Raw genomic sequence first — 24,861 nt, 5'->3', positions numbered from 1 at the left:
GTGAGTATTCGACCTCTTTTCGCGGCTGTGGCCGTTCTGGCCCTGGCCGGGTGCGCATCCGATCCGGCACCCAGTGAACAAATGCGTTTGACCGAACAAGCCATCGCGCAGGCCAAGGCAGTCGGCGCCACGGCTGACGAAGTGCCGGAAATGCAGCTGGCCGAAACAAAATACAACCGCGCCAAAGGCAGCATGGCCGACGAGTCCTATCGCAACGCGCGCATGCGTGCCGAGCAGGCGGAACTGGATGCACGTCTGGCCGAGGCCAAGGTGCTGACGAAAAAAAGTGAAGAACAGCTGAATGTGCTCAATACCCGCATTGTCCGCCTGCGCAAGCAGCTGCAACTGGGGGAAGCACAATGAGCCTCAAGTCCAATGCTCTCGGCATTCTGATCCTCGCCGGTTGCGCCAGCCTCTACGGCTGCGCCGGCCAGCACAGCGAGGCGGCACTGCAACAGGCCGGCGCTGATTTCCAGAAGGTCAAGGAAGATTCCAACGTGCTGCGCATCGCGCCGAAAGACGTGATCCGCGCCGGCGAGTCCCTGGCCCGCGCCGATCGACTGTCGACCTATTGGGGCAGCGGTGCCGACGTGGTGCATTACGCCTACCTGAGCCAGCGCTACAGCGAAATCGCCCGCGAGCACACCAACCAGGCGCTCAACGAAGAACGCGCAGCCAAGCTCGAGCTTGAGCGTCAGCGTCTGCAACTGGCCCTGCGCGAATCGAAACTGCTCAGCGTGCAGCAACAAGGCAAGTGGCTGGAGGAACAGATCGTCGCGCTGGCGACCACACAGACCGATCGCGGTCTGGTGATGACCCTCGGCGACGTGTTGTTCGACACCGGCCAGGCGGAACTGAAAAACTCGGCCAACCGCGTCGTGCTGAAGATCGTCCAGTTTCTGCAACTCAACCCCAAGCGCGTGGTGCGCATTGAGGGTTACACCGACAGCACCGGTGGCAGGCAGGAAAACCTCAAACTGTCCCGCGATCGTGCGCAATCGGTGGCTGACGTGCTGGTCGATCTGGGTATCGACGAAAAACGCATTCAGGTCGAAGGTTACGGCGACCAGTTTCCGGTCGACGCCAACGCCTCCGAGCGTGGACGGGCGCAGAACCGCCGCGTAGAAATCGTGTTCTCTGACGAAAAAGGCCAGCTCGGCGCCGCCCGCTGAGGGCTGCGTCTCTGGAAAGCCCGGGCTGTCATGCAGTGCCGGGCTTTTTTGTGCCTGTCGATTGCCGCGCAAAACCGTACAGATGGGGCAGACACCGCACTGTACGGTCGAGTAATCTGGCAACTGTCCCAGTACACTTCTAAACTGTTCCGGTATTGTTTCAGACAAGAATAAAACGCCCGTGAAATCGAGTGCTGCGTCATGACCAATCTCTTGCTCTACCAACGTATTGCTCAGCAACTGGCCGAAGACATCCGCCGTGGTGTTTATCAACCGGGGGAGCGCGTGCCTTCGGTGCGCAAGATGAGTTCGCAGCTCAACGTCAGCCATGCGACGGTGTTGCAGGCGTATGCCAACCTTGAAGATCAGGGCCTGATCCGCGCCCGGCCGCAGTCGGGTTACTACGTGCACCAGACCCCGGCGCTGACCGCGCCGACGCCGGACATTGCCCGGGTCGAACGGCCGGGGCTGGTGACGCGCAGCAGCATCATTCAACAGGTATTGGTCGAATCCCGCCGCGAAGGCGTCTTTCCGCTGGGCGCTGCGGTGCCGAGTGTCGATTATCTGCCGGTGCGCGCGCTGCATCAGCAACTGGCCAAGGTCACTCGGTTTCACAGTCCACGGGCGTTCAGCTATATGTTCAGCCCCGGTTTCGAACCGCTGCGTCGGCAAGTGGCGATCCGCATGCGTGACGCTGGCGTGGTGGTCGATCCGTCGGAAGTGGTGATTACCCACGGCTGTGTCGACGCCTTGCAGATGTCGTTGCGCGTGCTGACCCGGCCGGGCGATCTGATCGCTGCCGAATCGCCGACCTATTACGGCCTGCTGCAACTGGCCGATCTGCTCGGCCTGAAAGTCATCGAAATCCCCAGCGACCCCGCCACCGGCATGAGTCTGGAAGCCTTGCAACTGGCCGCCAACCAATGGTCGATCAAGGCGCTGGTTTTGACCACGCGCCTGAGCAACCCCCTCGGCGGAACCATGCCGGAAGAGCGGCAGAAACAGTTGCTGCGCTTGGCCTCGGATTTCGACATTCAGATCGTCGAAGACGATATCTACGGCGAACTGATGTTCGAGCAGGGCCGTACCAAAGCGCTGAAAGCCTACGACCGCCTGGATCGGGTGATCTACTGCTCGAGCTTCTCCAAAACCCTGTCACCGGGTGTGCGCATCGGCTGGATGATCGCCGGCAAATACCAGCAGGAAATCCAGCGCCTGCAAACTTTCAGCACCCATTCGGCGTGCAGCGTCACGCAGATGGCGATTGCCGCGTATCTGGAAAACGGCGGTTATGACCGGCATTTACGCTACATCCGTCAGGAGTACCGGAAAAACCTCAGCGCGTTCCAGCTGGCGGTGCAGCAGCACTTCCCTGAGGGCACGCAGATGTCCCGGCCCACGGGCGGTTTCATCCTCTGGGTGAGCTTGCCGGGGCGGGTCAACACGCAGGAATTGCATGTCCGCGCACTGCAACAAGGCATCAGCATCGCGCCGGGTCTGATCTTCAGCAACACCGAGCAGTTCAACCACTGTATCCGCCTCAACTGCGGCATTCCGTGGAACCGCGAAGCGGAGCGGGCGCTGATGACGCTGGGTCTGTTGGCCACCCAGCTGTGTCAGGAAACCGCTGGCGGATTCTGAACGGGGAGGGCGCTGAGGCTTGTCATGTGACGCACAACAAGCGAGCATGTGGCCCTCTGCCGTTAGTTCGTTGGGTCCATGAAAGCCATTGTTCCTGCCGCGTGGGTATTGCTGGGTTTGTTGATGATCGGTCAGGCACCGGGTGTCATGGCGGCCGCAGCCCAGGAAAAACCGGCAGCGACCAGTACCACGAAGAAAACCGTTAAAACCACAGCGCCTGCAAAAAAAGCCCAGGCCCAAAAAAACGCCACGGTAAAGAAGCGCCGCCCGGTTGCTTCGAAATCGAAACCTGCCAGCGAAGTGGCCAAAACCAAATTGCCGCCGGCAAAACTCGATCTCAGCCTGCCCAAGGATATGGTTGAAGACCTGAAGCCAAAGGGCACCGTGGAGCTGCCCAAACGCGAGGCGATCCTGCCGCAGATGTTTGGCGAGAAAGATAACGGCTTCCAGCTCAACGGCCGCTTGCTCAGCAATGAAATGGAGTTGCAATTGCGCAACGAAGCGCGACGCGATGTGGAAGGTGCGGCGCTGGATTTCGAATTCAAACAGTAGCGCTGGCCATCCGCGACGCGCAGAGCAGACGCTTCGTCGGAGACTGCCCGGTCACTTTTACTTATCGTTGAAAACCCGCTCGTAGCAATTTGAAACAGTCGTTTTAGCGGTTACTCTGTTTCCCGTCTCTTTACACATCGCCCGTCGCGAGGATCTGTTCGTCATGAAATGCCGTGAAGGCTGTGGCGCTTGCTGCATTGCCCCCTCCATCAGTTCGCCGATTCCCGGCATGCCCGATGGCAAACCCGCCGGCGAACGTTGCGTGCAACTTTCGGTCGATAACCTGTGCAGCATTTTCGGCCGTCCGGAACGTCCGGCTGTCTGCTCGGGTTTCGCTGCGGATGTCGAGGTTTGCGGCAGCAGTTCGCAAGAAGCGATCAGATTGATCGGCTGGTGGGAGCAGATGACGGCGGCATGATGTGTTCACCAACGGAACTTCAACAATAAGGAATAACACTATGGGTTCGCTGCACCGTATCGCTGTGTTGTGTGGTCTGACTGCCGTACTTGCCACTTCGGTCGTCCACGCGGAAGACTGGAAAGTTGCCAAGAACGAAGACGGCATCAAGGTTTCCCTGAGCGAAATACCCGGTTCGGATTACAAGTCCTACCAAGGCGTCGCGCTGATGAAAACCACCGTTGCCAAACTGCGTGCCTTGCAGGAAGACGTCTCCGGCGCCTGCGCGTGGATTCACGAATGCAAGAGCCAGAAACTGCTCAAGCACGAAGGCGATCTGAGCTGGACCTATTCGCAATTCAATACGCCATGGCCGGTGACCCCGCGTGATTCGGTGTTGAAAATCACCACTGTTGAGGGTGCCGATGGCAGCCTGACTCGTAATCTTGAAGGCGTGCCGACCTATCTGCCGGAAGAAAAAGGCTTCGTGCGGGTCCAGCAAGTCAAGGGCTTCTGGAAGTTCGTGCCTAAAGGCGATCAGGTTGAAGTGACTTATCAGGTGCACACCGAGCCGGGCGGTAGCGTGCCGGCCATGGTCGCCAACAAGTTTGTGGTCGATGCACCATTCAATACCCTGAAAGCACTGAAAGAACGCGCCGAGAAATAATCAATTGGCTGTAAGCAAAACGCCCCGACCGGTTCGGGGCGTTTTGTTTTGTCTCTAAATTGTATTTCCAGATATGCGTTGCACGAAATTTTCACAAAGTCTCCAAGACAATTCGCCCGCACTTGTTGCCTGCCGTTGCGCTGCCAGCCCTTTGAATGAAAGTCTCGAAGAGCAGGGCAGTAATCAATGGCAATGGTGTGAACGATCGTGCAACATTTGCGCACCGCGCACGCCCCGGGGTCTGGACTGACCAATAGAGGGCCTGGCGCCGCTGTATTTTTGCAACTTCAACTTCCAATGGGTCCTAAAACGACATGGCAAACCCGGACGCCCTGAATCAGCAGCGATCTTCTGCTCGCCTGCTGCAACCGACCGTCAAATCGCATCTGGCCTACACGCTGCTGTGCGCACTGGTCATGATGGTCATGTTTTCCGCGCTGCGCCTCGCGCTGCTGGTCTACAACCGCGAGATGATCCTCGACACCCCGGCCGCGACCTTCCTTGAAGCGTTCGTCAACGGTCTGCGTTTCGACCTGCGCCTGGTGGTGTACCTGTGCATTCCGCTGGTGCTGGCGCTGTTCAGTGCCCGGGCCATGGCCGCGCGCGGTTTCTTCCGTCTGTGGCTGACCGTCGCCTCGAGCATCGCGCTGTTCCTCGGCCTGATGGAGATGGACTTCTACCGCGAGTTTCACCAGCGCCTCAATGGTCTGGTGTTCCAGTACGTGAAGGAAGACCCGAAAACCGTAATGAGCATGCTCTGGTACGGTTTCCCGGTGGTGCGCTACGTGCTGGCATGGGTAATCGGCACGGTCATTCTGACCCTGGCGTTCAAAGGCGCCGACCGTGCCACCCGCCCGCGCGGACCGTTCAGCGGCGGCAGCGTCAGCTCCCGTCAGGTTGCGCCCTGGTACACCCGCCTGGCGGTGTTCGTGGTCTGCCTGCTGATCTGCGTCGTCGCCGCTCGCGGCACCCTGCGTCAAGGCCCGCCGATGCGTTGGGGTGACGTCTACACCACCGATTCCAACTTCGCCAACCAGCTCGGCCTCAATGGCACGCTGTCGCTGGTCGCCGCAGCCAAGGCGCGCATGGGCGAAGACCGCGACAACATCTGGAAAGCCACGCTGCCGCAGGAACAGGCGCAGCAAGTGGTGCGCGACATGTTGCTGATGCCGGACGACAAACTGGTCGATGCCGACATCGCCGCTGTACGCCGTGATTACATGCCGCCGGCCGACAAGACCCTGCCGATCAAGAACGTCGTGGTGATCCTGATGGAAAGCATGGCCGGTCACTCGGTCGGTGCTTTGGGCGCGCCGGGCAATATCACCCCGTACCTGGACAAGCTGTCGAAGGAAGGTCTGCTGTTCGACCGTTTCTTCTCCAACGGCACCCACACCCACCAGGGCATGTTCGCGACCATGGCCTGCTTCCCCAACCTGCCAGGTTTCGAATACCTGATGCAGACCCCGGAAGGCAGCCACAAACTGTCCGGCCTGCCGCAGTTGCTCAGCGCCCGCGACTATGACGACGTCTATGTCTACAACGGCGATTTCGCCTGGGACAACCAGTCGGGTTTCTTCAGCAACCAGGGCATGACCAACTTCGTTGGCCGTAACGACTTCGTCAACCCGGTGTTCTCCGACCCGACCTGGGGCGTTTCCGACCAGGACATGTTCGATCGTGGCCTGCAGGAACTGAAGGCGCGGGAAAACGGCAAGCCGTTCTACGCGCTGCTGCAAACCCTGTCCAACCACACACCGTACGCCTTGCCGACGCCATTGCCGGTCGAGCGCGTCACTGACCGTGGCAGCCTCAACGAACACCTGACCGCCATGCGCTATTCCGATTGGGCGCTCGGCCAGTTCTTCGAGAAGGCGCGCAAAGAGAAGTACTTCAACGAAACCCTGTTCGTCATCGTCGGCGACCACGGCTTCGGCAACGAGCGCCAGATCACCGAAATGGACCTGGGTCGCTTCAACGTGCCGATGCTGATGATTGCCCCGGGCATCCAGCAGAAGTTCGGTACCCGCGACCACACCGTGGGCACGCAGATCGACATCGTGCCGACCATCATGGGCCGCCTCGGTGGCGAAGTGCGTCACCAGTGCTGGGGCCGTGACCTGCTCAACCTGCCGCAGGGCGACACCGGCTTCGGTGTGATCAAGCCATCTGGCAGCGAGCAGACCACCGCCATCGTCACCGCCGATGAGATTCTGGTGTTGCCGCGTGACAAGGACATGGGCCCGAAAATCTGGAAATATCAGCTGGGCGCCAACCCGCACGCCGAAGTTGTACCGGACGCGCCGCGCACTGCCGAACTCAAACTCAAACTTGAAGCGTTCCTGCAAACCGCGACCAAGAGCCTGCTCGATAACACCGCCGGTGTCATTCACGGCAAGCCGGACTGATGACTCGTTAAAGTTCACGCAATAAAAAAGAGGCCCTTGAACAAGGGCCTCTTTTTTTACAGCTTCAAATCGTCATATCTTGCCGAGTAACAACAGCACCAGCAGCACGACCAACACCACGCCGATAATACCCGACGGGCCATAACCCCAACTTCTGGAGTGCGGGAAGACCGGCAGACCACCGATCAGCAACAGGATCAGGATGATGATTAGAATTGTGCCCATGGGTGATTTCCTTGTTCAGAGTCTGGAGGAGTCTTGATGCTCAGTGGGCAGCTGGAGAGCAACTAAATTCCAGCCGGCTTACATGTTCCGACTTGCGCCGATGAAAAAAAATTCAATGTTTTTTTAATGTATTTGGATTGGCTGGTTATTTCCTTTAAAGCAAAAAAGCAAAAGATCGCAGCCTTCGGCAGCTCCTACAGGAGACCATCCCAAAAACGATGACGGCTGGAATCTTTTGATCCTCCATTCAGCAACTGGATGGAGCGTGGGTGAACGAAGTTCCTTCGCTACACTCGGCGCATCTCTCCCGGAACAACAAGGCTGTCCGCTATGCAAAATCGCATGATGATCACTGGTGCAGGCTCAGGCCTGGGTCGCGAAATCGCGCTGCGCTGGGCCCGTGAAGGCTGGCGGCTGGCCTTGTCCGATGTCAGTGAGCCCGGCCTGCAGGAAACCCTGAAGCTGGTGCGCGAGGCGGGCGGTGACGGCTTCATCCAGCGCTGTGACGTGCGCGATTACAGTCAGCTCACCGCCTTCGCCCAGGCCTGCGAAGAGAAGCTCGGCGGCATCGACATCATCGTCAACAATGCCGGCGTCGCCTCGGGCGGGTTTTTCAGCGAATTGTCTCTGGAAGACTGGGACTGGCAGATCGCGATCAACCTGATGGGCGTGGTCAAGGGCTGCAAAGCGTTCCTGCCGCTGCTGGAACAGAGCAAGGGCAAGATCATCAACATCGCCTCCATGGCCGCGTTGATGCAAGGCCCGGCAATGAGTAACTACAACGTGGCCAAGGCCGGCGTAGTGGCGTTGTCGGAGAGTCTGCTGATCGAACTCGCGCAGCAGGAAGTGGCGGTGCATGTGGTTTGCCCGTCGTTCTTCCAGACCAACTTGCTCGATTCTTTCCGTGGCCCGACCCCGGCCATGAAAGCCCAGGTCGGCAAGTTGCTGGAAAGTTCGCCAATCAGTGCCGCCGACATCGCTGACTACATCTATCAGCAAGTCGCCGCCGGTGAGTTCATGATCCTGCCCCACGAACAAGGGCGCATGGCCTGGGCGCTGAAACAGAAGAATCCGCAACTGCTCTACAACGAGATGACTTCCATGGCCGAGAAAATGCGCGCCAAGGCCAAACAAAACAACGCTTGATCTTGTTCGATTCCCGCCGCGTCGTTAGGGTGGCCGCCACGGTCACCCTGTCGAGACGCCTCCATGCTCAATTACTTGTGGTTCTTCCTTGCGGCGCTGTTTGAAATCGCCGGCTGTTTTGCCTTCTACATGTGGCTGCGCCAGGGCAAGAGTGCGTTGTGGGTGATTCCCGCGTTGCTCAGCCTGACCCTGTTCGCGCTGTTGCTGACCCGTGTTGAAGCGGCCTACGCCGGGCGCGCCTATGCGGCGTACGGCGGGATCTACATCGTTGCTTCGATTGGCTGGCTGGCGGTGGTCGAGCGGATGCGTCCGCTGGGCTCGGACTGGATCGGCATGGCCCTGTGCGTGGTCGGTGCCAGCATCATTCTGTTCGGGCCGCGCTTTTCCGCTGCCTGAGGCTTTTGTGCGAAGCGTCTGACAGCTGCGGGCGTGGGCGCCTGTAGGGCAAGACTGATTTGCTCGTCGTGGATTGTGAAGACGCTGTAAGCCGCGCATCTTCAGGGTTTGCCAGTCCTGAAGGATGAATCCCATGCTTGTACTCAGCCGTGTGGTCGGTGAGTTGATTTCAATCGGAGACGACATCACCCTGCGTGTTCTGTCGGTCAACGGCTCCAGCGTGCGCTTCGGCGTCGAGGCGCCGAAAAAGGTCCATGTACACCGCGCCGAGGTCTATGACCGGATCAAGCGCAAGGAAGCCGCGGCGAAGGCTGGCTGACGGTTTCAGTCGAACAGATGCTTGGGTACGTCGTGCTTGAGCATCAGCTGGCACTGCTCGCTTTCCGGATCGAACACGATCAATGCCTGGCCTTTGGTCAGTGCCTGACGCACGCGCAGGACGCGGGTTTCCAGCGGGGTGTCATCGCCGTTATCGGTACCGTCGCGGGTGACGAAATCCTCGATCAGGCGGGTGAGGGTGTCGACTTCAAGCGCGTCGTGGGGAATGAGCATGGGCACCTCGGTCAAATCAATGTCGGGATGCTACGGGGATTGGGTTTTGTCTGCCAGTTCTGTATCGGTCTTGCCGGCCCATTCGCGAGCAGGCTCGCTCCCACCTTTGAAATGCGATCTCTGTGGGAGCGAGCCTGCTCGCGAAGGCGGTTATCTGTTCACCGAAGGCTCAACTGTCAGAACGCTGCCCCACCAGACTGTCCACCGGCGGCACGCGGGTTTCGCTTTCCATCTGCGTGTCATGCTCAATCTGATGGCTGAAGCGATCCAGTGAAGCATTGGCCGGCGCCGCATCGCTGGCAAAGACCGGCGGGCTGAGAATGTACGCGCCGAGCAAACGGCTGAGCGCCGCCAGACTGTCGATGTGCGTGCGCTCGTAGCCGTGCGTGGCATCGCAGCCGAAAGCGAGCAGGGCAGTACGAATGTCGTGGCCGGCGGTGACCGCCGAGTGCGCATCGCTGAAGTAATAGCGGAACATGTCACGGCGCACCGGCAATTCGTGTTCATCGGCCAGACGCAACAGATGCCGCGACAGGTGATAGTCATACGGCCCGCCGGAGTCCTGCATCGCCACGCTCACCGCGTGTTCGCTGGAGTGCTGGCCGGGGGCGACCGGTGCGATGTCGATGCCGACAAATTCGCTGACGTCCCACGGCAATGCCGCCGCTGCACCGCTGCCGGTTTCCTCGGTGATGGTGAACAGTGGATGGCAATCGATGTTCAGTTCCTGGCCACTGTCGACAATCGCCTTGAGCGCGGCGAGCAGCGCTGCGACGCCGGCCTTGTCGTCGAGGTGGCGGGCGCTGATATGGCCGCTTTCAGTGAACTCCGGCAGCGGATCGAAGGCCACCACGTCGCCGACATGGATGCCCAGCGATTCGCAATCGGCTTTGGTCGTGCAGTAGGCGTCCAGACGCAGTTCGACGTGGTCCCAACTGATCGGCATTTCATCGACCTGGGTATTGAACGCATGCCCGGACGCCATCAGCGGCAACACGCTGCCGCGAATCACCCCGGTGTCGGTAAACAGGCTGACTCGGCTACCCTCGGCAAAGCGGCTCGACCAGCAACCGACCGGGGCGAGGGTCAGGCGACCGTTGTCTTTCACCGCACGCACGGCGGCGCCGATGGTGTCCAGGTGCGCAGACACCGCGCGGTCAGGGCTGCTCTTTTTACCCTTCAACGTCGCGCGGATGGTGCCGCGCCGGGTCATTTCAAACGGAATGCCCAGCTCTTCGAGACGCTCGGCGACATAGCGCACGATGGTGTCGGTGAAACCGGTAGGGCTGGGAATCGCGAGCATTTCCAGCAGGACTTTTTGCAGGTAAGCCAGATCCGGTTCAGGGATTTGTGTGGTCATGGTCATGGAAACTCCTGATGGGTTGAGCACACCGATGGTTTCGATGAGAGAAAGATTTGTGGCGCCTGATCGGTCCTCATCGCTGGCAAGCCAGCTCCCACAGTGTTGTGTATACCGCGGGAACTGTGGGAGCTGGCTTGCCAGCGATGGCGTCAGTGCAGCCGCTGGGTAATCAAGAGATCGCCGGCTGACTATGCGGAAACAACAGATCGACAAAGCGCTCCGCCGTCGGCTGCGGTTCGTGGTTGGCCAGGCCGGCGCGTTCGTTGGCTTCGATGAACACGTACTCGGGCTGATCCGCCGCCGGCACCATCAGATCGAGCCCGACCATTGGAATGTCCAGCGCTCGCGCCGCGCGCACTGCCGCGTCGATCAGGGTTGGATGAAGAATGTCGGTCACGTCTTCCAGCGTCCCGCCGGTGTGCAGGTTGGCCGTGCGCCGCACGAACAGATGCTCGCCGGCCGGCAGGATGCTGCTGTAGTCGTAACCGGCGGCATGCAGCGTGCGTTGGGTTTCGTGGTCCAGCGGAATCTTGCTTTCGCCACTGGTGGCCGCTTGCCGGCGGCGGCTCTGCGCTTCGATCAGCGCACCGATCGAATGCTGACCATCGCCGACCACTTCGGCGGGCTTGCGAATCGCCGCCGCCACCACTTCAAAGCCGATCACCACGATGCGCAGATCAAGGCCTTCGTGGAAACTTTCCAGCAGCACGCGGCTGTCGAACTGCTTCGCCGTTTCGATGGCCTTCTGCACTTCTTCGATGGTGCGCAGATCCACGGCGACGCCGTGGCCCTGTTCGCCATCGAGAGGTTTGACCACCACCCGTTGGTGTTCATCGAGGAAGGCCAGATTGTCGTCGGCATTGCCCGCCAGTTGCTGCGCGGGCAGTTTCAGACCTGCGCCTTTCAGCACCTTGTGGGTCAGGCTTTTGTCCTGGCACAGGGTCATGCTGATCGCACTGGTCAGATCGCTCAACGACTCGCGGCAGCGCACGCGACGGCCGCCATGGCTGAGGGTGAACAGCCCGGCGTCGGCGTCATCCACTTGCACGTCGATACCGCGCCGATGGGCTTCTTCGACGATGATCCGCGCGTAAGGATTGAAATTCGCCTCCGGACCCGGGCCGAGAAACAGCGGCTGGTTGATGCCGTTCTTGCGCTTGATGGCGAAGGTCGGCAGGTTGCGGAAACCCAGTTTGGCGTAAAGGTTTTTCGCCTGACGATTGTCGTGCAGCACCGACAGATCCAGATAAGCCAGGCCGCGACTCATGAAGTGCTCGACCAGATGTCGCACCAGCACTTCGCCGACGCCCGGGCGTGAGCAATGCGGGTCGACCGCCAGGCACCACAGGCTGCTGCCGTGTTCCGGATCGTTGAAGGCTTTTTCATGATTGAGGCCCATGACACTGCCGATCACCGCGCCGCTGTCTTCGTCTTCCGCCAGCCAGTACACCGGGCCGCCCTGATGATGTGGGGTGAGCAGCTCCTGATCGATCGGCAACATGCCGCGCGCCTGGTACAAACGGTTGATGCCCTGCCAGTCGGTTTCGCTTTGCGCACGACGAATGCGGAAGCCGCGAAACACCCGCGTGGCCTGCCGGTAATCGCTGAACCATAAACGCAGGGTGTCGGATGGATCGAGAAACAGCTGCGTCGGCTCGAGGCCGAGAATCTGCTGCGGTGCGGCAACATACAGGGCGATATCGCGTTCGCCGGGCTGCTCGTTGAGCAGCTCCTGCGCGAGCGACGCCGGGTCGGGAAAGGTATGGCCGATCAGCAGCCGGCCCCAGCCGCAATGCACGGCAATCGGGGCGGTGGCAGGCTCGCTGCCGTCTTCGGCCAGGCGCGCCTGCAAACGTTCATACGAGGGAGCCTGACCACGTAACAGGCGTTGGTTGATGGACGTGGCATGGGGTTTCATCAATCAGATTCCTTGTTCACTGAGCCACAGGTTCAGGGCCGCCAGTTGCCACAGTTTCGAACCGCGCAACGGGGTCAGTTGGCCTTGCGGATCAGTCAGAAGCTTGTCGAGCATGCTCGGGTTGAACAGGCCGCGATCCTGGCTCGGATCCAGCAGCAGCTCGCGCACCCAATTGAGCGTGTCGCCCTGCAAGTGCTTGAGACCCGGCACCGGGAAGTAGCCTTTCTTGCGGTCGATCACTTCGCTTGGAATGACCCGGCGCGCAGCTTCTTTCAGCACTTGCTTGCCGCCGTCGGGCAGCTTGAATTGGCCCGGAACGCGAGCCGACAGTTCGACCAGTCGATAGTCGAGAAACGGCGTACGCGCTTCCAGGCCCCAGGCCATGGTCATGTTGTCGACGCGTTTGACCGGGTCATCGACCAGCATCACCGTGCTGTCCAGGCGCAGCGCCTTGTCCACGGCAGCCTCGGCGCCGGGCTGGGCAAAGTGCTGTTTGACGAAATCGCCCGCCGCATCGTGGTCGACCAGCCATTTCGGCTGGACCGTCGACGCGTAGTCGTCGTAGCTGCGATCGAAGAATGCATCGCGATAGGCCGCATAAGGATCTGCCGCGCCGTCGACCTGCGGATACCAGTGGTAACCGGCAAACAGTTCGTCCGCGCCTTGGCCGCTCTGCACCACTTTGCAGTGCTTGGCCACTTCGCGGGACAACAGATAGAAAGCGATGCAGTCGTGGCTGACCATCGGCTCGCTCATCGCCCGGAACGCGGCGGGCAGTTGCTCGATGATTTCTTTCTCGTCGATGCGCAACTGATGGTGGCGGGTGCCGTAGTGCTTGGCGATCAGGTCGGAATACTGGAATTCGTCGCCGCGCTCGCCGCCGGCATCCTGGAAACCGATGGAGAAGGTCGACAGATTTTCTACGCCGACTTCGCGCAACAGGCCGACGAGCATGCTCGAATCGACACCGCCCGAAAGCAACACACCGACATCCACTGCCGCGCGCTGACGAATCGCCACCGCTTCGCGGGTGCTGTCGAGGACGCGATCGACCCAGTCTTCCAGATTGAGGTTTTTCTCGTCTTCATTCGGGCCGTAGGGCAGGGTCCACCAGGTTTTCTGCTCAGTGCGGCCATCGGCCTCAACGCGCATCCAGGTGGCGGGCGGCAGTTTTTCGATACCGGCCAGCAAGGTGCGCGGCGCAGGCACCACGGCATGGAAATTCAGATAGTGATTGAGCGCCACCGGATCGAGGATCGGGTTGATGTCGCCGCCCTTGAGCAGCGCCGGCAGTGCTGAGGCAAAGCGCAGGCGTTGGCCAGTGCGCGACAGGTACAGCGGCTTCACGCCGAGACGGTCACGGGCGATGAACAGGCGCTTTGCATCGCGCTCCCAAATGGCGAAGGCGAACATGCCGTTGAGCTTCGGCAGCAGTGCCTCGCCCCAGGCGTGATAACCCTTGAGCAGCACTTCGGTGTCGCCACCCGAATAGAAGGCATAACCCAGTGCTTCAAGCTCTGCGCGCAATTCCGGGAAGTTGTAGATCGCACCGTTGAACGCCAGGGACAGGCCCAGCTGGCTGTCGATCATCGGCTGCGCCGAGCCGTCCGACAGGTCCATGATTTTCAGGCGTCGATGGCCCAGGGCAATTGGCCCTTGGGCATGGAAGCCCCACGCGTCAGGGCCGCGAGGGGCCAGGTGATGGGTGATTCTCTCGATCGCTGCAAGGTCTGCAGGTTGTTGATCAAAACGTAACTCGCCAGCTAATCCGCACATAAAGTCCTTACCGGTTTTTCCGTTGGGGAAGGTCAAGCCGTACCGCGCGAAAAGTGCGGGTACTCAAAAACTGACCTGTCTCGGTAGGTGGAGTTTTAGATCGATAAGTTATAAGCGCGGCGCTACGGCCTCTGCAGGTCGGTGCTAGAGGGCGCCCTGGCAGCGTTAGCCGGTTTTTTTTGCGGGGCGGTAGCGGGCTGTTTTATAGGCCGAAAAACTGCGTGTGTTTGCGGCATTTGCCAGCAGTTTTTTCCATTATCAATTCATTCACACCATCGCTAAGGTCAGAAGCCCCAACAGCAATAAAGGACTATTGCCATGTCAGTGCAGCAACAGAAACAAAACCTTGCTCCATCTTCAGTGCTCGGCACGCTGCTGGAAGCCACCGCAGACCTCGACACGGCCGAGGCCCTGGAGAAAAGTCTGCCGCCTTATTTGCTCAAGGCTTCGCCCGACACGCTGGCCACGCTGGATCAGACCGCTCGCGAGCTGCATCGCCTGCAGCTCAAAGTGGCCAAGGATCTGGCCGGATTGCAATCGTTGCGCGGTTTCTGCAAAAAAGAACTCACCGCTGCGTTGAACGCCAAGTGGCCGGCGGTCTATGACGTCGAACAGGATGTGCTCAGTCTGCCGGGTGACGATTGCGGCTGCGACGCGACGGCGACCAACCAGGCGGGTATCGATGTTGTAAAACACGCCGCGCAAACCCTGCTGCAGGCGGCGATGCAGAACTTCACTGAAGACGAGGAGCAAGCCGATGGTTTCCCGTCCGGCAGTGTCGTGCGCATTGCCAGTGCGCCTGCGGGAGTGCAGGGCCTGACACCGCAGGCGTTCGCCGCGTTGTGCCGCACGCTCGACCTGGGCAAGAAATATCAGCAACATTTCCAGCAAGTCTTCGGCCTGCGCGATGCCGACGGCAAAGTCGTGACCAGCAGTGTCCTGACCCGCGACATTGGCGCGATAAAAAAAAGCCTGTTGCAGCTCGACGCCCATCTGGCCGCGCTCAAGGCTGATATCACTCCGCAGGGGTTGCGCATGCTGCAGGACCTGATTGATGCCCAGGGCGTGGCGTCGGCAACCCTGCGCCACGGCAACGACCCGATGATCATGCAGGGCATCGAGATACTGGACAGCTGCGTGTGGGGCGTCGTGGTGTTCTGCGCGCGCTCGGTGCAGGAACATCCCGAGGATGGTTGCCTGGTCTACATGGCGGGCGAGCCCGAGAGGGCGTTGTACGAATATCCGAGCTTCAATGCCTTCAAAAACTATCTCACGCAACAACTGCGCAAACCGGACTACAAGGATTATTTCGGTCGATGCCTTGATGAGGATGACAAGGCCGATTTCTTCAAAACGTTCGAGGAAAAGGGCGAGTTGGGCCTCATCAGGCAACTGTCGATGAGTGTCCCGCTTTTTGATTTCATGGTGCAGAGTCACGTCGGCAAATTACAGATCGATGCGCGCAAACTGGCAGTGCCGACGGCAGATATCGATGAGGACGCACGCCAGAAACGTCTGCTGGATTTTCTCCAGCTGGGTGTGACCATCGCGTCAGTGGCAGGCATGTTTGTGCCGGTCCTTGGCCAACTGATGATGGGCGTTGCGGTCGGGCAGTTGCTCGGCGAAGTGTATGAAGGGGTCGAAGACTGGCAGCGTGGCGATCATCAGCAAGCGCTTTCGCACCTGCTCAGCGTGGTGGAGAACATCGCGCTGATGGCGGCGTTTGCCGGCGGGCAGAAGGCGTTGGGCACGCTGGGCGGCAAACTGCTGCGCTCGCACCCGGAGTTCTTCGGGCAATTTCGGGCCATCCTCAATCACGCAGGCAAGGCACGTCTGTGGAAGCCCGATCTCGTTGCCTATGAGCATTCACTTCCGGCGGGATTCACCATTGATGCCAGCTCCAAGGAGTTTTATCAGGTGGGCCGCAAAACCCTCGGGCGTGTCGATCATCGATTCTTTGCCGGCAGTTACGATGCCGATGCCAGCCTGTGGCGTCTGGAGCATGCCAGTCGCGCTGACGCCTATGCCCCGGAGTTGGCCCGACACGTTGAGGGGGGCTGGCGCATCCCTGGCGAAGAGCCCGAGGAGTGGGGCAGTTCTGCGTACACACTCAAACGCATCGACCCGCACCTGAGCGAATTCACCGACAGCGACCTGGATAACATGCGTCGGCTCAGTGGCACCAGTCATGACCAATTGCTCCAGGCGTTCAACGATAACCTGGCGTTGCCGGAGCGTCTGCGCGACACGGTGGAACGCGTGCGTCTCTCCCGTCAACTGCGCCAGCTGACCCGCGAACTGCAGGCCGGCGAAGTACATTCCGGTCAGCCCGCCGAGGAGCAATTGCATGCATTGCCCAAGCTCAAGGGCTGGCCAACCGACCGCTACATCAAGGTTACCGACGCCGATGGCAGCGTCGAGGCAACTTATCCATTGACCCGCGAGCCCGACGAAGCTCTGAGCGTGGCAGTCAGCCGTGAACAACTGGCGGCGGGGCAGTTGCTGCGAACGGTCATTGATGGCCTGTACCAGAACGAAGTCGATGCTCTGCTCGGCAGTAAAACCGCCGCCAGCCTGGAAGAGTCGGCGCTGGCGAAGAAGCTCGGCGCGGCGCTGAAGACGGATCATCGTGAGGTGCTTGAGCGTATGTATCAGCGTTATGACCGGAGCGAGGCGGACGATGTGCTGAAGTTGCGCAAGGTCTTTGCCGCCATTACGACGCGCCATGGGCAGCAGCTGATCGAGCGCGCGCCGAGTATCGAACGATTGCATCTGCGCGAGACCGGGCAGGTGCCGTTGCGGATGGGGCAACGCGTCAGGCAAAACATCAACGCAGTGCGACTCGATCGTGCCCTGACGGGTTTGCATTGGCCACGACTGGCCAATGCCGATACCGACAAACTGGCCATTCAGTTGCTGCCACGACTGAGCGGCTGGGATGCACAATTGCGCTTGCAAGTGCGTGACAAGACACTCGCCGGGCCAATTCTGGAAGCCATCGGCGATGCCTCTGCGAAACCCGAAAATACCTGCTCGCTGGTGAAGTCTGCTGCCGGTTACGAGGCGTTCAGTGGCGACGGCAAGTCACTTGGCAAAGTGGCAGCAGCGCCGGGGGATCTGTACAGCGCGATTCTCAAAGCGCTGCCGTTGCGTCAGCGGACGGCCGCCGGGTTGGGCGAGTCTGCGCAGGCCGACACGGTGCGCTTGCGCAGCAAATTGCTCGATGCGGCGCTGGACGAACGCGAGGAGACGGCGCAGACATTGGTTCGCGGCACGTTTGAGCCTCGGCTTGTCGAGCCGGCCTGCATGCAGAGCGATCAGGCTGCCGGGACGGAGCATTCACGGGCGCTGCTGCGCAAGGCGCGCAAACTGTATCCACGCTTGAATCAGCAGCAGCTCAGCCAATTGCTCGATGAGCTGGGTGATGATCCGTTGAGCCGTGCGACCCGCATCAAAGCCCTGCGTCAGGATCTGCAGACCCTGCGTGACGTTCTGTTTGTCTGGAGCGAAGATGCCGCGGCCCTGAAAGCCATGGGTGGCGATCTGGCCGAAGCGCGGCACAGCCGGAAAATCGCCGCCGAGTTGATCGAAGAAGGATTTCGACGCTTTCATTGGGCCACCAACGAAGAGGGAAAAAGCCTCTGTACCCTCAACCTTGACGGCATGCGCATCGGTAAGGTGCCAACATTGCCGCCGTCGGTGAGCTTCGACCACATAGAGCAATTGTCGATGCGCAACATGGCGCTGGGTGATGATGTCGCGCACTTCCTCAAGTCCTTCAAACAGCTCGAGCTACTGGAACTGGGCAGCAACACGATCACCCGGTTGCCTGAAGTGTTGTCGCACATGCCGCGTCTGCAACGGCTGAGTCTGGCAGGCAATCAGCTCAAACTGACCGAACAGACCCTGGCGAAGCTGAACAGTCTGAGCACGTTGCGCTACCTGAATCTGGACAAGAATCCGTTGGGCGCCACCCCGGATTTCAGTCAAATGACGCAACTGCGCCGCTTGTCCCTGCAAGACACCGGCATCACGGAACTGCCAGAAGGCCTGTCCAATTCCGTCCACATTGAATTGATGAACCTGACCGGGAATAAAATCAAAGAGCTGCCCGACTGGTTATTCCAGAAAACACGCCATTTCACCAGCGCACTCAAGCTGGGACTGAATCCTTTTTCCGAACGCAGCAAAACGCATCTGGAAAACTATCGCGATAATTTCGGCATCGGTATGGACTACCTCCCCAATGACATCGCCAGGATGAACGAGCAACACGCCCGCTCGCTCTGGTTGACCAAGAACAGTGGCGAGGAGTGGGCAGAACAGACGCGCATCTGGACGGCATTGCGAAACGAGCCGAAGGCCGATGGGTTGTTCACCGTGCTGGCGCAACTGGGCGATACCGCGGACGGGAAAAAGGCCAGCGCCGACTTGCAGCGACGCGTCTGGACGGTACTGAAGGCGGCCGAAGCTGACGGGCCGCTGTGTGAACAAGTGCTCGACACGGCTGCCGATCCGCTTCATTGCACCGACAACGCAACGCTGGTGTTCAGTCGCCTGGAAGTCGAGGTGGAAGTCGAGCGGGTAACCAGCGCGGCAAGCGGCCGCAAGGTCACTGCCAAAGCTCTGCTGGAACTGGGCCGCAGTCTGTTCAGGCTGGACAAGCTGGAAGAAATTGCCCTGGAGCATTCGCTCCGGGCGCCGAAGGTCGATGCACTGGAAATGAACCTTGCTTATCGCATCGGTCTGACCGATGAGCTGGGGCTGCGCGGTCAACCGAAAGGTATGCTGTTCGATGCCCAGAGTGGCGTGACAGCCGCTGATCTTGAGGTCGCCAGAAATCGCGTGATGACTGCCGAACTTTCCCCGCAATGGCTGAAATACATGCAGGAGCGAACGTTCTGGCGTGATTATCTGAAGCGTACGTTTACGCGCAAATTTTCAATGATCGATGAATCGTTCGCGCCGCGCATGAGTGCCCTCGATGAGCAGGCGGACACCCTCCTCAGTGCCGACTATGTGAGTCAGGCGAATGCCCTCCAGCTTGAAAAGGAGCAGGCACAAGAGGCAGTGATCAAGCGCCTGACCGAAGAGTCCATACGCCTGATGGATCTCGGCCTCTGTGTGATGCCGGACATCTGATATTCACTTGCCGCGAATCAGTTTGCGCAAGGCAAACCGGTTGGGATGGCACGCTTCGGCCACGCTGCGCGGCAACGGCAGCGGCTCGTTGTCCAGCCACGCGGCGAGCAGTTCGCCGGACAGCGGCGCGGTGATCAGCCCGCGAGAACCGTGGCCGCTGTTGACGTACAGACCATCGAGCCATGGGCAGGCGATGTCCGACACCTGTCGGGCGTCTTTGCTCAACGCAGCGTAGGTTTGATTGAAGGTTTGCAGATCAGCGAGCGGGCCGACAATCGGCAGGTAATCGGGGCTGGTGCAGCGATAGGCTGCGCGGCCCTCAAGGTTCTCAATTGGCTGCTCGCTGATGTTCAGACGGCTCAGCAGATCGCTGGAAATTTCTTCGAGCATCGCCAGATTGCCTTGGTGCTCGGCAGTCGTGGGCGTCAGGTCGTCGCTGTTGAAGTCGAAACTCGCGCCCAGGGTGTGCTCGCCCAGACGCGCCGGGGCGACGTAGCCTTCGGCGCACACCACGGTGGCCAGCGCACGACTTTCTGCGGTTTCAGGCAGACGCGTGATCTGCCCGCGAATGCGCTTGAGCGGCAATTCGGCACTCTGGGCAAAACGTTTGATTTCGGCAGCACCGGCCAGGATCACCACCGGCGCACTGGCGAGCAAACGCTCGCCGTCGAAGGCTTGCCACTGGTCAGCGACTTTGCGCAGTTCCAAAGCTTCGTGATGGCTGAGCAATTCAATGTTGGCGTGCATCGCCTGGGCCTGACACAGTGCCGGCGGATGCACCCAGCCACCTTCGGGGTAATACAAGCCGCCGTGGGCCACGCCGACACCGGCGCGAGCCTGCGCTTCGGGTTGTTCCAGCCACTGCAAGAGATCTTCAGGAAACGCCGCCGCCAGTTGCGCGTGGCGCTCGGCTTCCTTGGCATTGAACGCCAATTGCAGCACGCCGCAGTCATCCCAGTCGCTGCCGCGTTGCAGGCTTTCCAGCAGGCGCCGGGTGTAACCGAAGCCGCTGACGATCAACTGCGACAACGCCGTGCCATGGGCGGACAGCTTGAGATAGAGCACGCCTTGCGGGTTGCCAGACGCTTCCTGCGCCACCGCCGCGTGACGCTCGAGCAGACTCACCTGCCAGCCGCGCGCCGCCAGACTCGACGCCGTCGCGCAGCCGGCCAGACCGGCGCCGATCACCAGCGCCCGGCGCTCACCGCGCAACGGAGCAGGGCGGGCGAACCAGGGTTTAACCGGCATTGGCGCCGTCACCTCGGCGGGCCAGCCGAGAAATTCGCCACGCAGGATTTCCCACTTGTGGCCGATGCCCGGTGTGCGCTTCATCTTGAACCCGGCAGCGTTGAGCAGACGCCTTACCCAACCGGTGCTGGTGAAGGTGCTGATGGTCGAGCCCGGTGCGGCCAGACGCGCCAGTTCGACGAACAGCTCAGCGGTCCACATGTCCGGATTTTTCGCCGGTGCGAAACCATCGAGAAACCACGCGTCGATCTGCGCATCGAGTTGCGGCAGTTGCTCCAGCGCATCGCCGATCAGCAAGGTCAGCGTCACTCGACCTTCGGCCAAAGTAATGCGCTGAAAGCCTTGATGAATCGCCACGTAATGCCTCAGCAACTGATCCGCCAACGGCTTGAGTTCCGGCCACAGTGCCAAGGCCCGGCGCAGATCCGCAGGCGCCAGCGGGTACTTCTCGACGCTGACAAAATGCAAACGCGCGCCGGCCACCGCGTGCTGTTCGAACAACTGCCAGGCGCAGAGAAAATTCAGCCCGGTGCCGAAGCCGGTTTCGCCAATGACCAGCCGACCATCCGCCGGCAGCGCAGCAAAGCGCTCGGCCAGACGGTTCTGCTCAAGAAACACGTAACGGGTTTCCTCCAGCCCCGACTGATCGGAAAAATACACGTCATCAAACACCCGCGAACGTGGGCGTCCCTGGTCGTCCCAGTCGAGTTGGGCGTGGGGCATTTCGGCTTTCATGGCAGGCTCGGCAAACACAAGGCGGCCATTCTAGCCGATCACGCCGGTACTACCTGATCCAGCACAAGACTCGCAGTGAAAAGAACCCTGTGGCGAGGGGATTCATCCCCGCTGGACTGCGCAGCAGTCCCAAAACCACAAGACTCGCGGTGAAAAGAACCCTGTGGCGAGGGGATTCATCCCCGTTGGACTGCGCAGCAGTCCCAAAACCACAAGACTCGCGGTGAAAAGATCCCTGTGGCGAGGGGATTCATCCCCGCTGGACTGCGAAGCAGTCCCAAAACCACAAGACTCGCGGTGAAAAGAACCCTGTGGCGAGGGGATTTATCCCCGCTGGACTGCGCAGCAGTCCCAAAACCACAAGACTCGCAGTGAAAAGAACCCTGTGGCGAGGGGATTTATCCCCGCTGGACTGCGCAGCAGTCCCAAAACCATCCACCCCGTTTTCCCGATCCAAACCGCACTTCCCGGATCTACGAATACTGCACAGCCAGTCAACGATAAATCCCCTCACCACAAAGTTCTCATCCCGTCCTGAGTTCATGGGAATTTCTGTCCTGCGCCCGTGCCCAATCCGCTAGTCTTGTTGAACCCTGGAAGGAGCCGTCCAATGTTTGAATCCGCTGAAATCGGTCACGCCATCGACAAAGACACTTATGAGGCGGCGGTCCCTGCGCTGCGTGAAGCCTTGCTGGAAGCGCAGTTCGAGTTGCAGCAGCAGAAGCGCTTTCCGGTGATCATCCTGATCAACGGCATCGAAGGGGCGGGCAAGGGCGAGACGGTCAAGCTGCTCAATGAATGGATGGATCCGCGCCTGATCGAAGTGCGCACCTTCGACCAACAAACCGATGAAGAACTGGCGCGGCCACCGGCGTGGCGCTACTGGCGCATGCTGCCGGCCAAAGGGCGAATGGGCGTGTTCTTCGGCAACTGGTACAGCCAGATGCTCCAGGGCCGGGTGCACGGACTGTTCAAGGATCCGCGTCTGGACCAGGCCATCGCCGGCGCCGAGCGTCTGGAAAAAATGCTCTGCGATGAAGGCGCGTTGATCTTCAAGTTCTGGTTTCACCTGTCCAAGAAGCAGATGAAAGCGCGGCTCAAATCGCTGGCCGACGACCCGCTGCACAGCTGGCGCATCAGTCCGCTGGACTGGCAGCAGTCGCAGACCTACGACAAGTTCGTCAAATACGGCGAGCGGGTGCTGCGCCGTACCAGCCGCGATTACGCGCCGTGGCATGTCATCGAAGGCGTCGATGCCAATTACCGCAGCCTGGCGGTGGGCAAGATTCTCCTCGAAGGCCTGCAAAGTGCGCTCAAGCGCGCCGACGTCAATCCCCACGAAGTCAGTGCCGCACCGCTGGGCACGCCGGTCGATCAGTTGAACCTGCTCGACAGCCTCGACCTGACGCAGCGTCTGGACAAGAAAGACTATGAAGAACAACTGATCACCGAACAGGCGCGTCTGTCCGGGCTGATGCGCGACAAACGCATGCGCCGCCATGCGCTGGTGGCGGTGTTCGAGGGTAACGACGCGGCCGGCAAGGGCGGGGCGATTCGCCGCGTAGCAGCCGCGCTCGATCCGCGTCAGTACAGCATCGTCCCGATCGCCGCGCCGACCGAAGAAGAGCGCGCACAACCGTATCTGTGGCGGTTCTGGCGACACCTTCCGGCGCGGGGCAAATTTACCGTGTTCGACCGCTCCTGGTACGGACGGGTGCTGGTCGAGCGGATCGAGGGCTTCTGCACCCCGGCCGACTGGCTGCGCGCCTACGGCGAAATCAATGACTTCGAAGAGCAACTGGCCGATGCCGGCGTCATCGTGGTCAAGTTCTGGCTGGCCATCGACAAGGACACGCAGATGGAGCGCTTTCAGGAGCGCGAAGAGATTTCCTTCAAACGCTTCAAGATTACCGAGGACGACTGGCGCAACCGGGAAAAGTGGGACGACTATCGCCGGGCGGTCGGCGACATGGTCGATCGCACCAGCACCGAGATCGCGCCGTGGACGCTGGTCGAGGCCAACGACAAACGCTGGGCGCGGGTGAAAGTATTGCGCACCATCAACCGCGCGCTGGAAGACGCGTTCGAGAAATCCGACAAGAAGGCCAAAAAGCACAAGGACTGAAGCGATGGCCGCGCATACGCCGGGTGAATGATCCTCGCGGTCGGCAAGAAGGTGGACTTATGCTCAGGTCCACTCTCAACCGACAACAACAATGAGGTATGCCATGCGTGAAGTGGTGATCGTCGACAGCGTGCGGACCGGCCTGGCCAAATCCTTTCGCGGCAAGTTCAACCAGACCCGCCCCGATGACATGGCGGCCCACTGCGTCAATGCGCTGCTGACCCGCAACGATATCGACCCGGCCAGCGTCGAGGACTGCATCGTCGGCGCCGGCTCCAACGAGGGCGCGCAGGGCTACAACATCGGCCGCAACGTCGCGGTGCTGTCGCGCCTGGGCACCGGCACCGCCGGCATGACCCTCAACCGTTTCTGCTCGTCGGGCTTGCAGGCGATTGCAATTGCCGCCAACCAGATCGCCTCCGGTTGCAGCGACATCATCGTTGCCGGCGGCGTCGAGTCGATCAGCCTGACCCTGAAAAGCGTCAACACCGATCACCTGATCAACCCGCTGCTCAAGCAACAGACCCCCGGCATCTACTACACCATGGGCCAGACCGCCGAAGTGGTGGCGCGCCGTTACGGTGTCAGCCGCGAGGCCCAGGATCGCTATGCGCTGCAAAGCCAGATGCGTACGGCCCAGGCTCAGGCTGCGGGTTTGTTCGATGATGAAATCGTGCCGATGGCGGTGAAATACCGCGTCGAGGACAAGAACAGCGGTGAAGTGCAGATTGTCGACGGCGTCGTCGAGCGCGACGACTGCAACCGCCCGGACACCACCTACGAAAGCCTTGCCGGTTTGAAACCGGTGTTCGCCGACGACGGTTCGGTGACGGCGGGCAATTCCTCGCAGCTGTCCGACGGTGCCTCGATGACACTGGTGATGAGTCTGGACAAAGCGCTGGAGCTGGGGCTCAAACCGAAAGCGTTTTTCCGTGGTTTCACCGTCGCCGGCTGCGAGCCGGACGAAATGGGCATCGGCCCGGTGTTCTCGGTGCCGAAACTGCTCAAGGCCAAGGGTTTGCAAGTGGCGGATATCGATCTGTGGGAGTTGAACGAGGCATTCGCTTCGCAGTGCCTCTACAGCCGCGACCGACTGGAGATCGACAACGACAAGTACAACGTCAATGGCGGCTCGATTTCCATCGGCCACCCGTTCGGCATGACCGGCTCGCGTCAGGTCGGGCATTTGATCCGGGAATTGCAGCGGCGCAATCTGCGCTACGGCATCGTCACCATGTGCGTGGGTGGCGGGATGGGGGCGAGTGGGTTGTTTGAGGCGGTGCGCTAAAGGATTGGTTGCCCGTTCAGGCCCCTTCGCGAGCAGGCTCGCTCCCACAGGTGATCGCATTCCCCTTTGGGAGCGCGCCTGCTCGCGAAGGCAGCGCCACGGTTCAGCGG

General features: G+C 60.5%; 19 protein-coding genes. 13 read left to right on the top strand and 6 right to left on the bottom strand.

Annotation, left to right across the window (positions count from 1 at the left end):
* The 7 genes from QMX86_RS14405 to QMX86_RS14375 all read left to right on the top strand — a co-directional run bounded on the left by QMX86_RS14405 (nucleotide 1) and on the right by QMX86_RS14375 (nucleotide 6,837).
* Entirely contained in the window at nucleotides 1-363 is a 363-nt protein-coding gene (locus tag QMX86_RS14405; RefSeq protein ID WP_073472314.1) for a DUF4398 domain-containing protein, read from the top strand.
* Nucleotides 360-1,172: an OmpA family protein gene (locus QMX86_RS14400; protein WP_073472316.1), complete on the top strand. Its 813-nt coding sequence runs from the start codon at nucleotides 360-362 to the stop codon at nucleotides 1,170-1,172. Before QMX86_RS14405 ends, QMX86_RS14400 begins: the two co-directional genes overlap by 4 nt.
* A gap of 201 nt (nucleotides 1,173-1,373) precedes the next feature.
* Nucleotides 1,374-2,813, top strand: coding sequence for a PLP-dependent aminotransferase family protein (locus QMX86_RS14395; RefSeq protein WP_024013893.1), 1,440 nt, complete (start codon nucleotides 1,374-1,376; stop codon nucleotides 2,811-2,813).
* Between the two features lie 78 nt (nucleotides 2,814-2,891).
* Nucleotides 2,892-3,365 (top strand): translation initiation factor 2, encoded by a 474-nt coding sequence (locus tag QMX86_RS14390; protein WP_110601639.1) that lies wholly within the window; start codon nucleotides 2,892-2,894, stop codon nucleotides 3,363-3,365.
* A gap of 163 nt (nucleotides 3,366-3,528) precedes the next feature.
* Entirely contained in the window at nucleotides 3,529-3,783 is a 255-nt protein-coding gene (locus tag QMX86_RS14385; RefSeq protein ID WP_071173185.1) for a YkgJ family cysteine cluster protein, read from the top strand.
* A gap of 40 nt (nucleotides 3,784-3,823) precedes the next feature.
* Nucleotides 3,824-4,429: an START domain-containing protein gene (locus QMX86_RS14380; protein ID WP_071173184.1), complete on the top strand. Its 606-nt coding sequence runs from the start codon at nucleotides 3,824-3,826 to the stop codon at nucleotides 4,427-4,429.
* A 314-nt stretch (nucleotides 4,430-4,743) separates the two neighbouring features.
* On the top strand, nucleotides 4,744-6,837 hold the full coding sequence (locus QMX86_RS14375) for an LTA synthase family protein (protein WP_056788312.1): 2,094 nt from the start codon (nucleotides 4,744-4,746) through the stop codon (nucleotides 6,835-6,837).
* 72 nt (nucleotides 6,838-6,909) lie between these two features.
* Here QMX86_RS14375 and QMX86_RS14370 read toward each other — a convergent pair whose 3' ends face one another.
* Nucleotides 6,910-7,062 carry a DUF3309 family protein gene (locus tag QMX86_RS14370; RefSeq protein WP_003183939.1) on the bottom strand — a complete coding sequence of 51 codons (153 nt, stop codon included), beginning with the start codon at nucleotides 7,060-7,062 and terminating at the stop codon, nucleotides 6,910-6,912.
* A 330-nt stretch (nucleotides 7,063-7,392) separates the two neighbouring features.
* On the opposite strand from QMX86_RS14370, the gene QMX86_RS14365 reads away from it, so the two are divergent.
* The 3 genes from QMX86_RS14365 to csrA all read left to right on the top strand — a co-directional run bounded on the left by QMX86_RS14365 (nucleotide 7,393) and on the right by csrA (nucleotide 8,923).
* Nucleotides 7,393-8,208 carry an SDR family oxidoreductase gene (locus QMX86_RS14365; protein WP_101156344.1) on the top strand — a complete coding sequence of 272 codons (816 nt, stop codon included), beginning with the start codon at nucleotides 7,393-7,395 and terminating at the stop codon, nucleotides 8,206-8,208.
* A gap of 63 nt (nucleotides 8,209-8,271) precedes the next feature.
* Nucleotides 8,272-8,604, top strand: coding sequence for a YnfA family protein (locus QMX86_RS14360; RefSeq protein ID WP_282384860.1), 333 nt, complete (start codon nucleotides 8,272-8,274; stop codon nucleotides 8,602-8,604).
* Nucleotides 8,605-8,737: 133 nt separating this feature from the next.
* Complete coding sequence (gene csrA, locus QMX86_RS14355; protein WP_024013891.1) at nucleotides 8,738-8,923, top strand: carbon storage regulator CsrA; 186 nt, start codon at nucleotides 8,738-8,740, stop codon at nucleotides 8,921-8,923.
* Between the two features lie 5 nt (nucleotides 8,924-8,928).
* On the opposite strand, the gene QMX86_RS14350 is transcribed toward csrA, so the two are convergent.
* The 4 genes from QMX86_RS14350 to QMX86_RS14335 all read right to left on the bottom strand — a co-directional run bounded on the left by QMX86_RS14350 (nucleotide 8,929) and on the right by QMX86_RS14335 (nucleotide 14,213).
* On the bottom strand, nucleotides 8,929-9,156 hold the full coding sequence (locus tag QMX86_RS14350) for a YheU family protein (RefSeq protein ID WP_003172962.1): 228 nt from the start codon (nucleotides 9,154-9,156) through the stop codon (nucleotides 8,929-8,931).
* 169 nt (nucleotides 9,157-9,325) lie between these two features.
* Complete coding sequence (locus QMX86_RS14345) at nucleotides 9,326-10,516, bottom strand: osmoprotectant NAGGN system M42 family peptidase (RefSeq protein WP_024013890.1); 1,191 nt, start codon at nucleotides 10,514-10,516, stop codon at nucleotides 9,326-9,328.
* Nucleotides 10,517-10,688: 172 nt separating this feature from the next.
* A complete protein-coding gene (gene ngg, locus QMX86_RS14340) occupies nucleotides 10,689-12,437 on the bottom strand; it encodes an N-acetylglutaminylglutamine synthetase (RefSeq protein WP_122707373.1) in 1,749 nt (582 codons plus the stop codon).
* Nucleotides 12,438-12,440: 3 nt separating this feature from the next.
* Nucleotides 12,441-14,213 (bottom strand): N-acetylglutaminylglutamine amidotransferase, encoded by a 1,773-nt coding sequence (locus QMX86_RS14335; RefSeq protein WP_122707371.1) that lies wholly within the window; start codon nucleotides 14,211-14,213, stop codon nucleotides 12,441-12,443.
* A 318-nt stretch (nucleotides 14,214-14,531) separates the two neighbouring features.
* Between QMX86_RS14335 and QMX86_RS14330 the strand changes: the two genes are divergently transcribed.
* Nucleotides 14,532-19,355, top strand: a complete 4,824-nt coding sequence (locus QMX86_RS14330) for an NEL-type E3 ubiquitin ligase domain-containing protein (protein WP_282386291.1) — start codon at nucleotides 14,532-14,534, stop codon at nucleotides 19,353-19,355.
* A 3-nt stretch (nucleotides 19,356-19,358) separates the two neighbouring features.
* On the opposite strand, the gene mnmC is transcribed toward QMX86_RS14330, so the two are convergent.
* Nucleotides 19,359-21,338, bottom strand: coding sequence for a bifunctional tRNA (5-methylaminomethyl-2-thiouridine)(34)-methyltransferase MnmD/FAD-dependent 5-carboxymethylaminomethyl-2-thiouridine(34) oxidoreductase MnmC (gene mnmC / locus QMX86_RS14325; protein WP_282386292.1), 1,980 nt, complete (start codon nucleotides 21,336-21,338; stop codon nucleotides 19,359-19,361).
* Nucleotides 21,339-21,948: 610 nt separating this feature from the next.
* On the opposite strand from mnmC, the gene pap reads away from it, so the two are divergent.
* Both pap and QMX86_RS14315 read left to right on the top strand, forming a co-directional pair.
* The gene (gene pap / locus QMX86_RS14320) at nucleotides 21,949-23,463 is read left to right on the top strand and encodes a polyphosphate:AMP phosphotransferase (RefSeq protein WP_016770941.1); all 1,515 of its coding nucleotides are present in this window, start codon (nucleotides 21,949-21,951) and stop codon (nucleotides 23,461-23,463) included.
* A gap of 103 nt (nucleotides 23,464-23,566) precedes the next feature.
* Entirely contained in the window at nucleotides 23,567-24,751 is a 1,185-nt protein-coding gene (locus QMX86_RS14315; RefSeq protein ID WP_122707365.1) for a thiolase family protein, read from the top strand.
* Nucleotides 24,752-24,861: the final 110 nt, after the last annotated feature.

This window comes from Pseudomonas sp. PS01270 (genome assembly GCF_029959775.1).
Lineage (GTDB): Bacteria > Pseudomonadota > Gammaproteobacteria > Pseudomonadales > Pseudomonadaceae > Aquipseudomonas > Aquipseudomonas atacamensis.
This window is presented reverse-complemented; position numbering and strand designations above follow the sequence as displayed.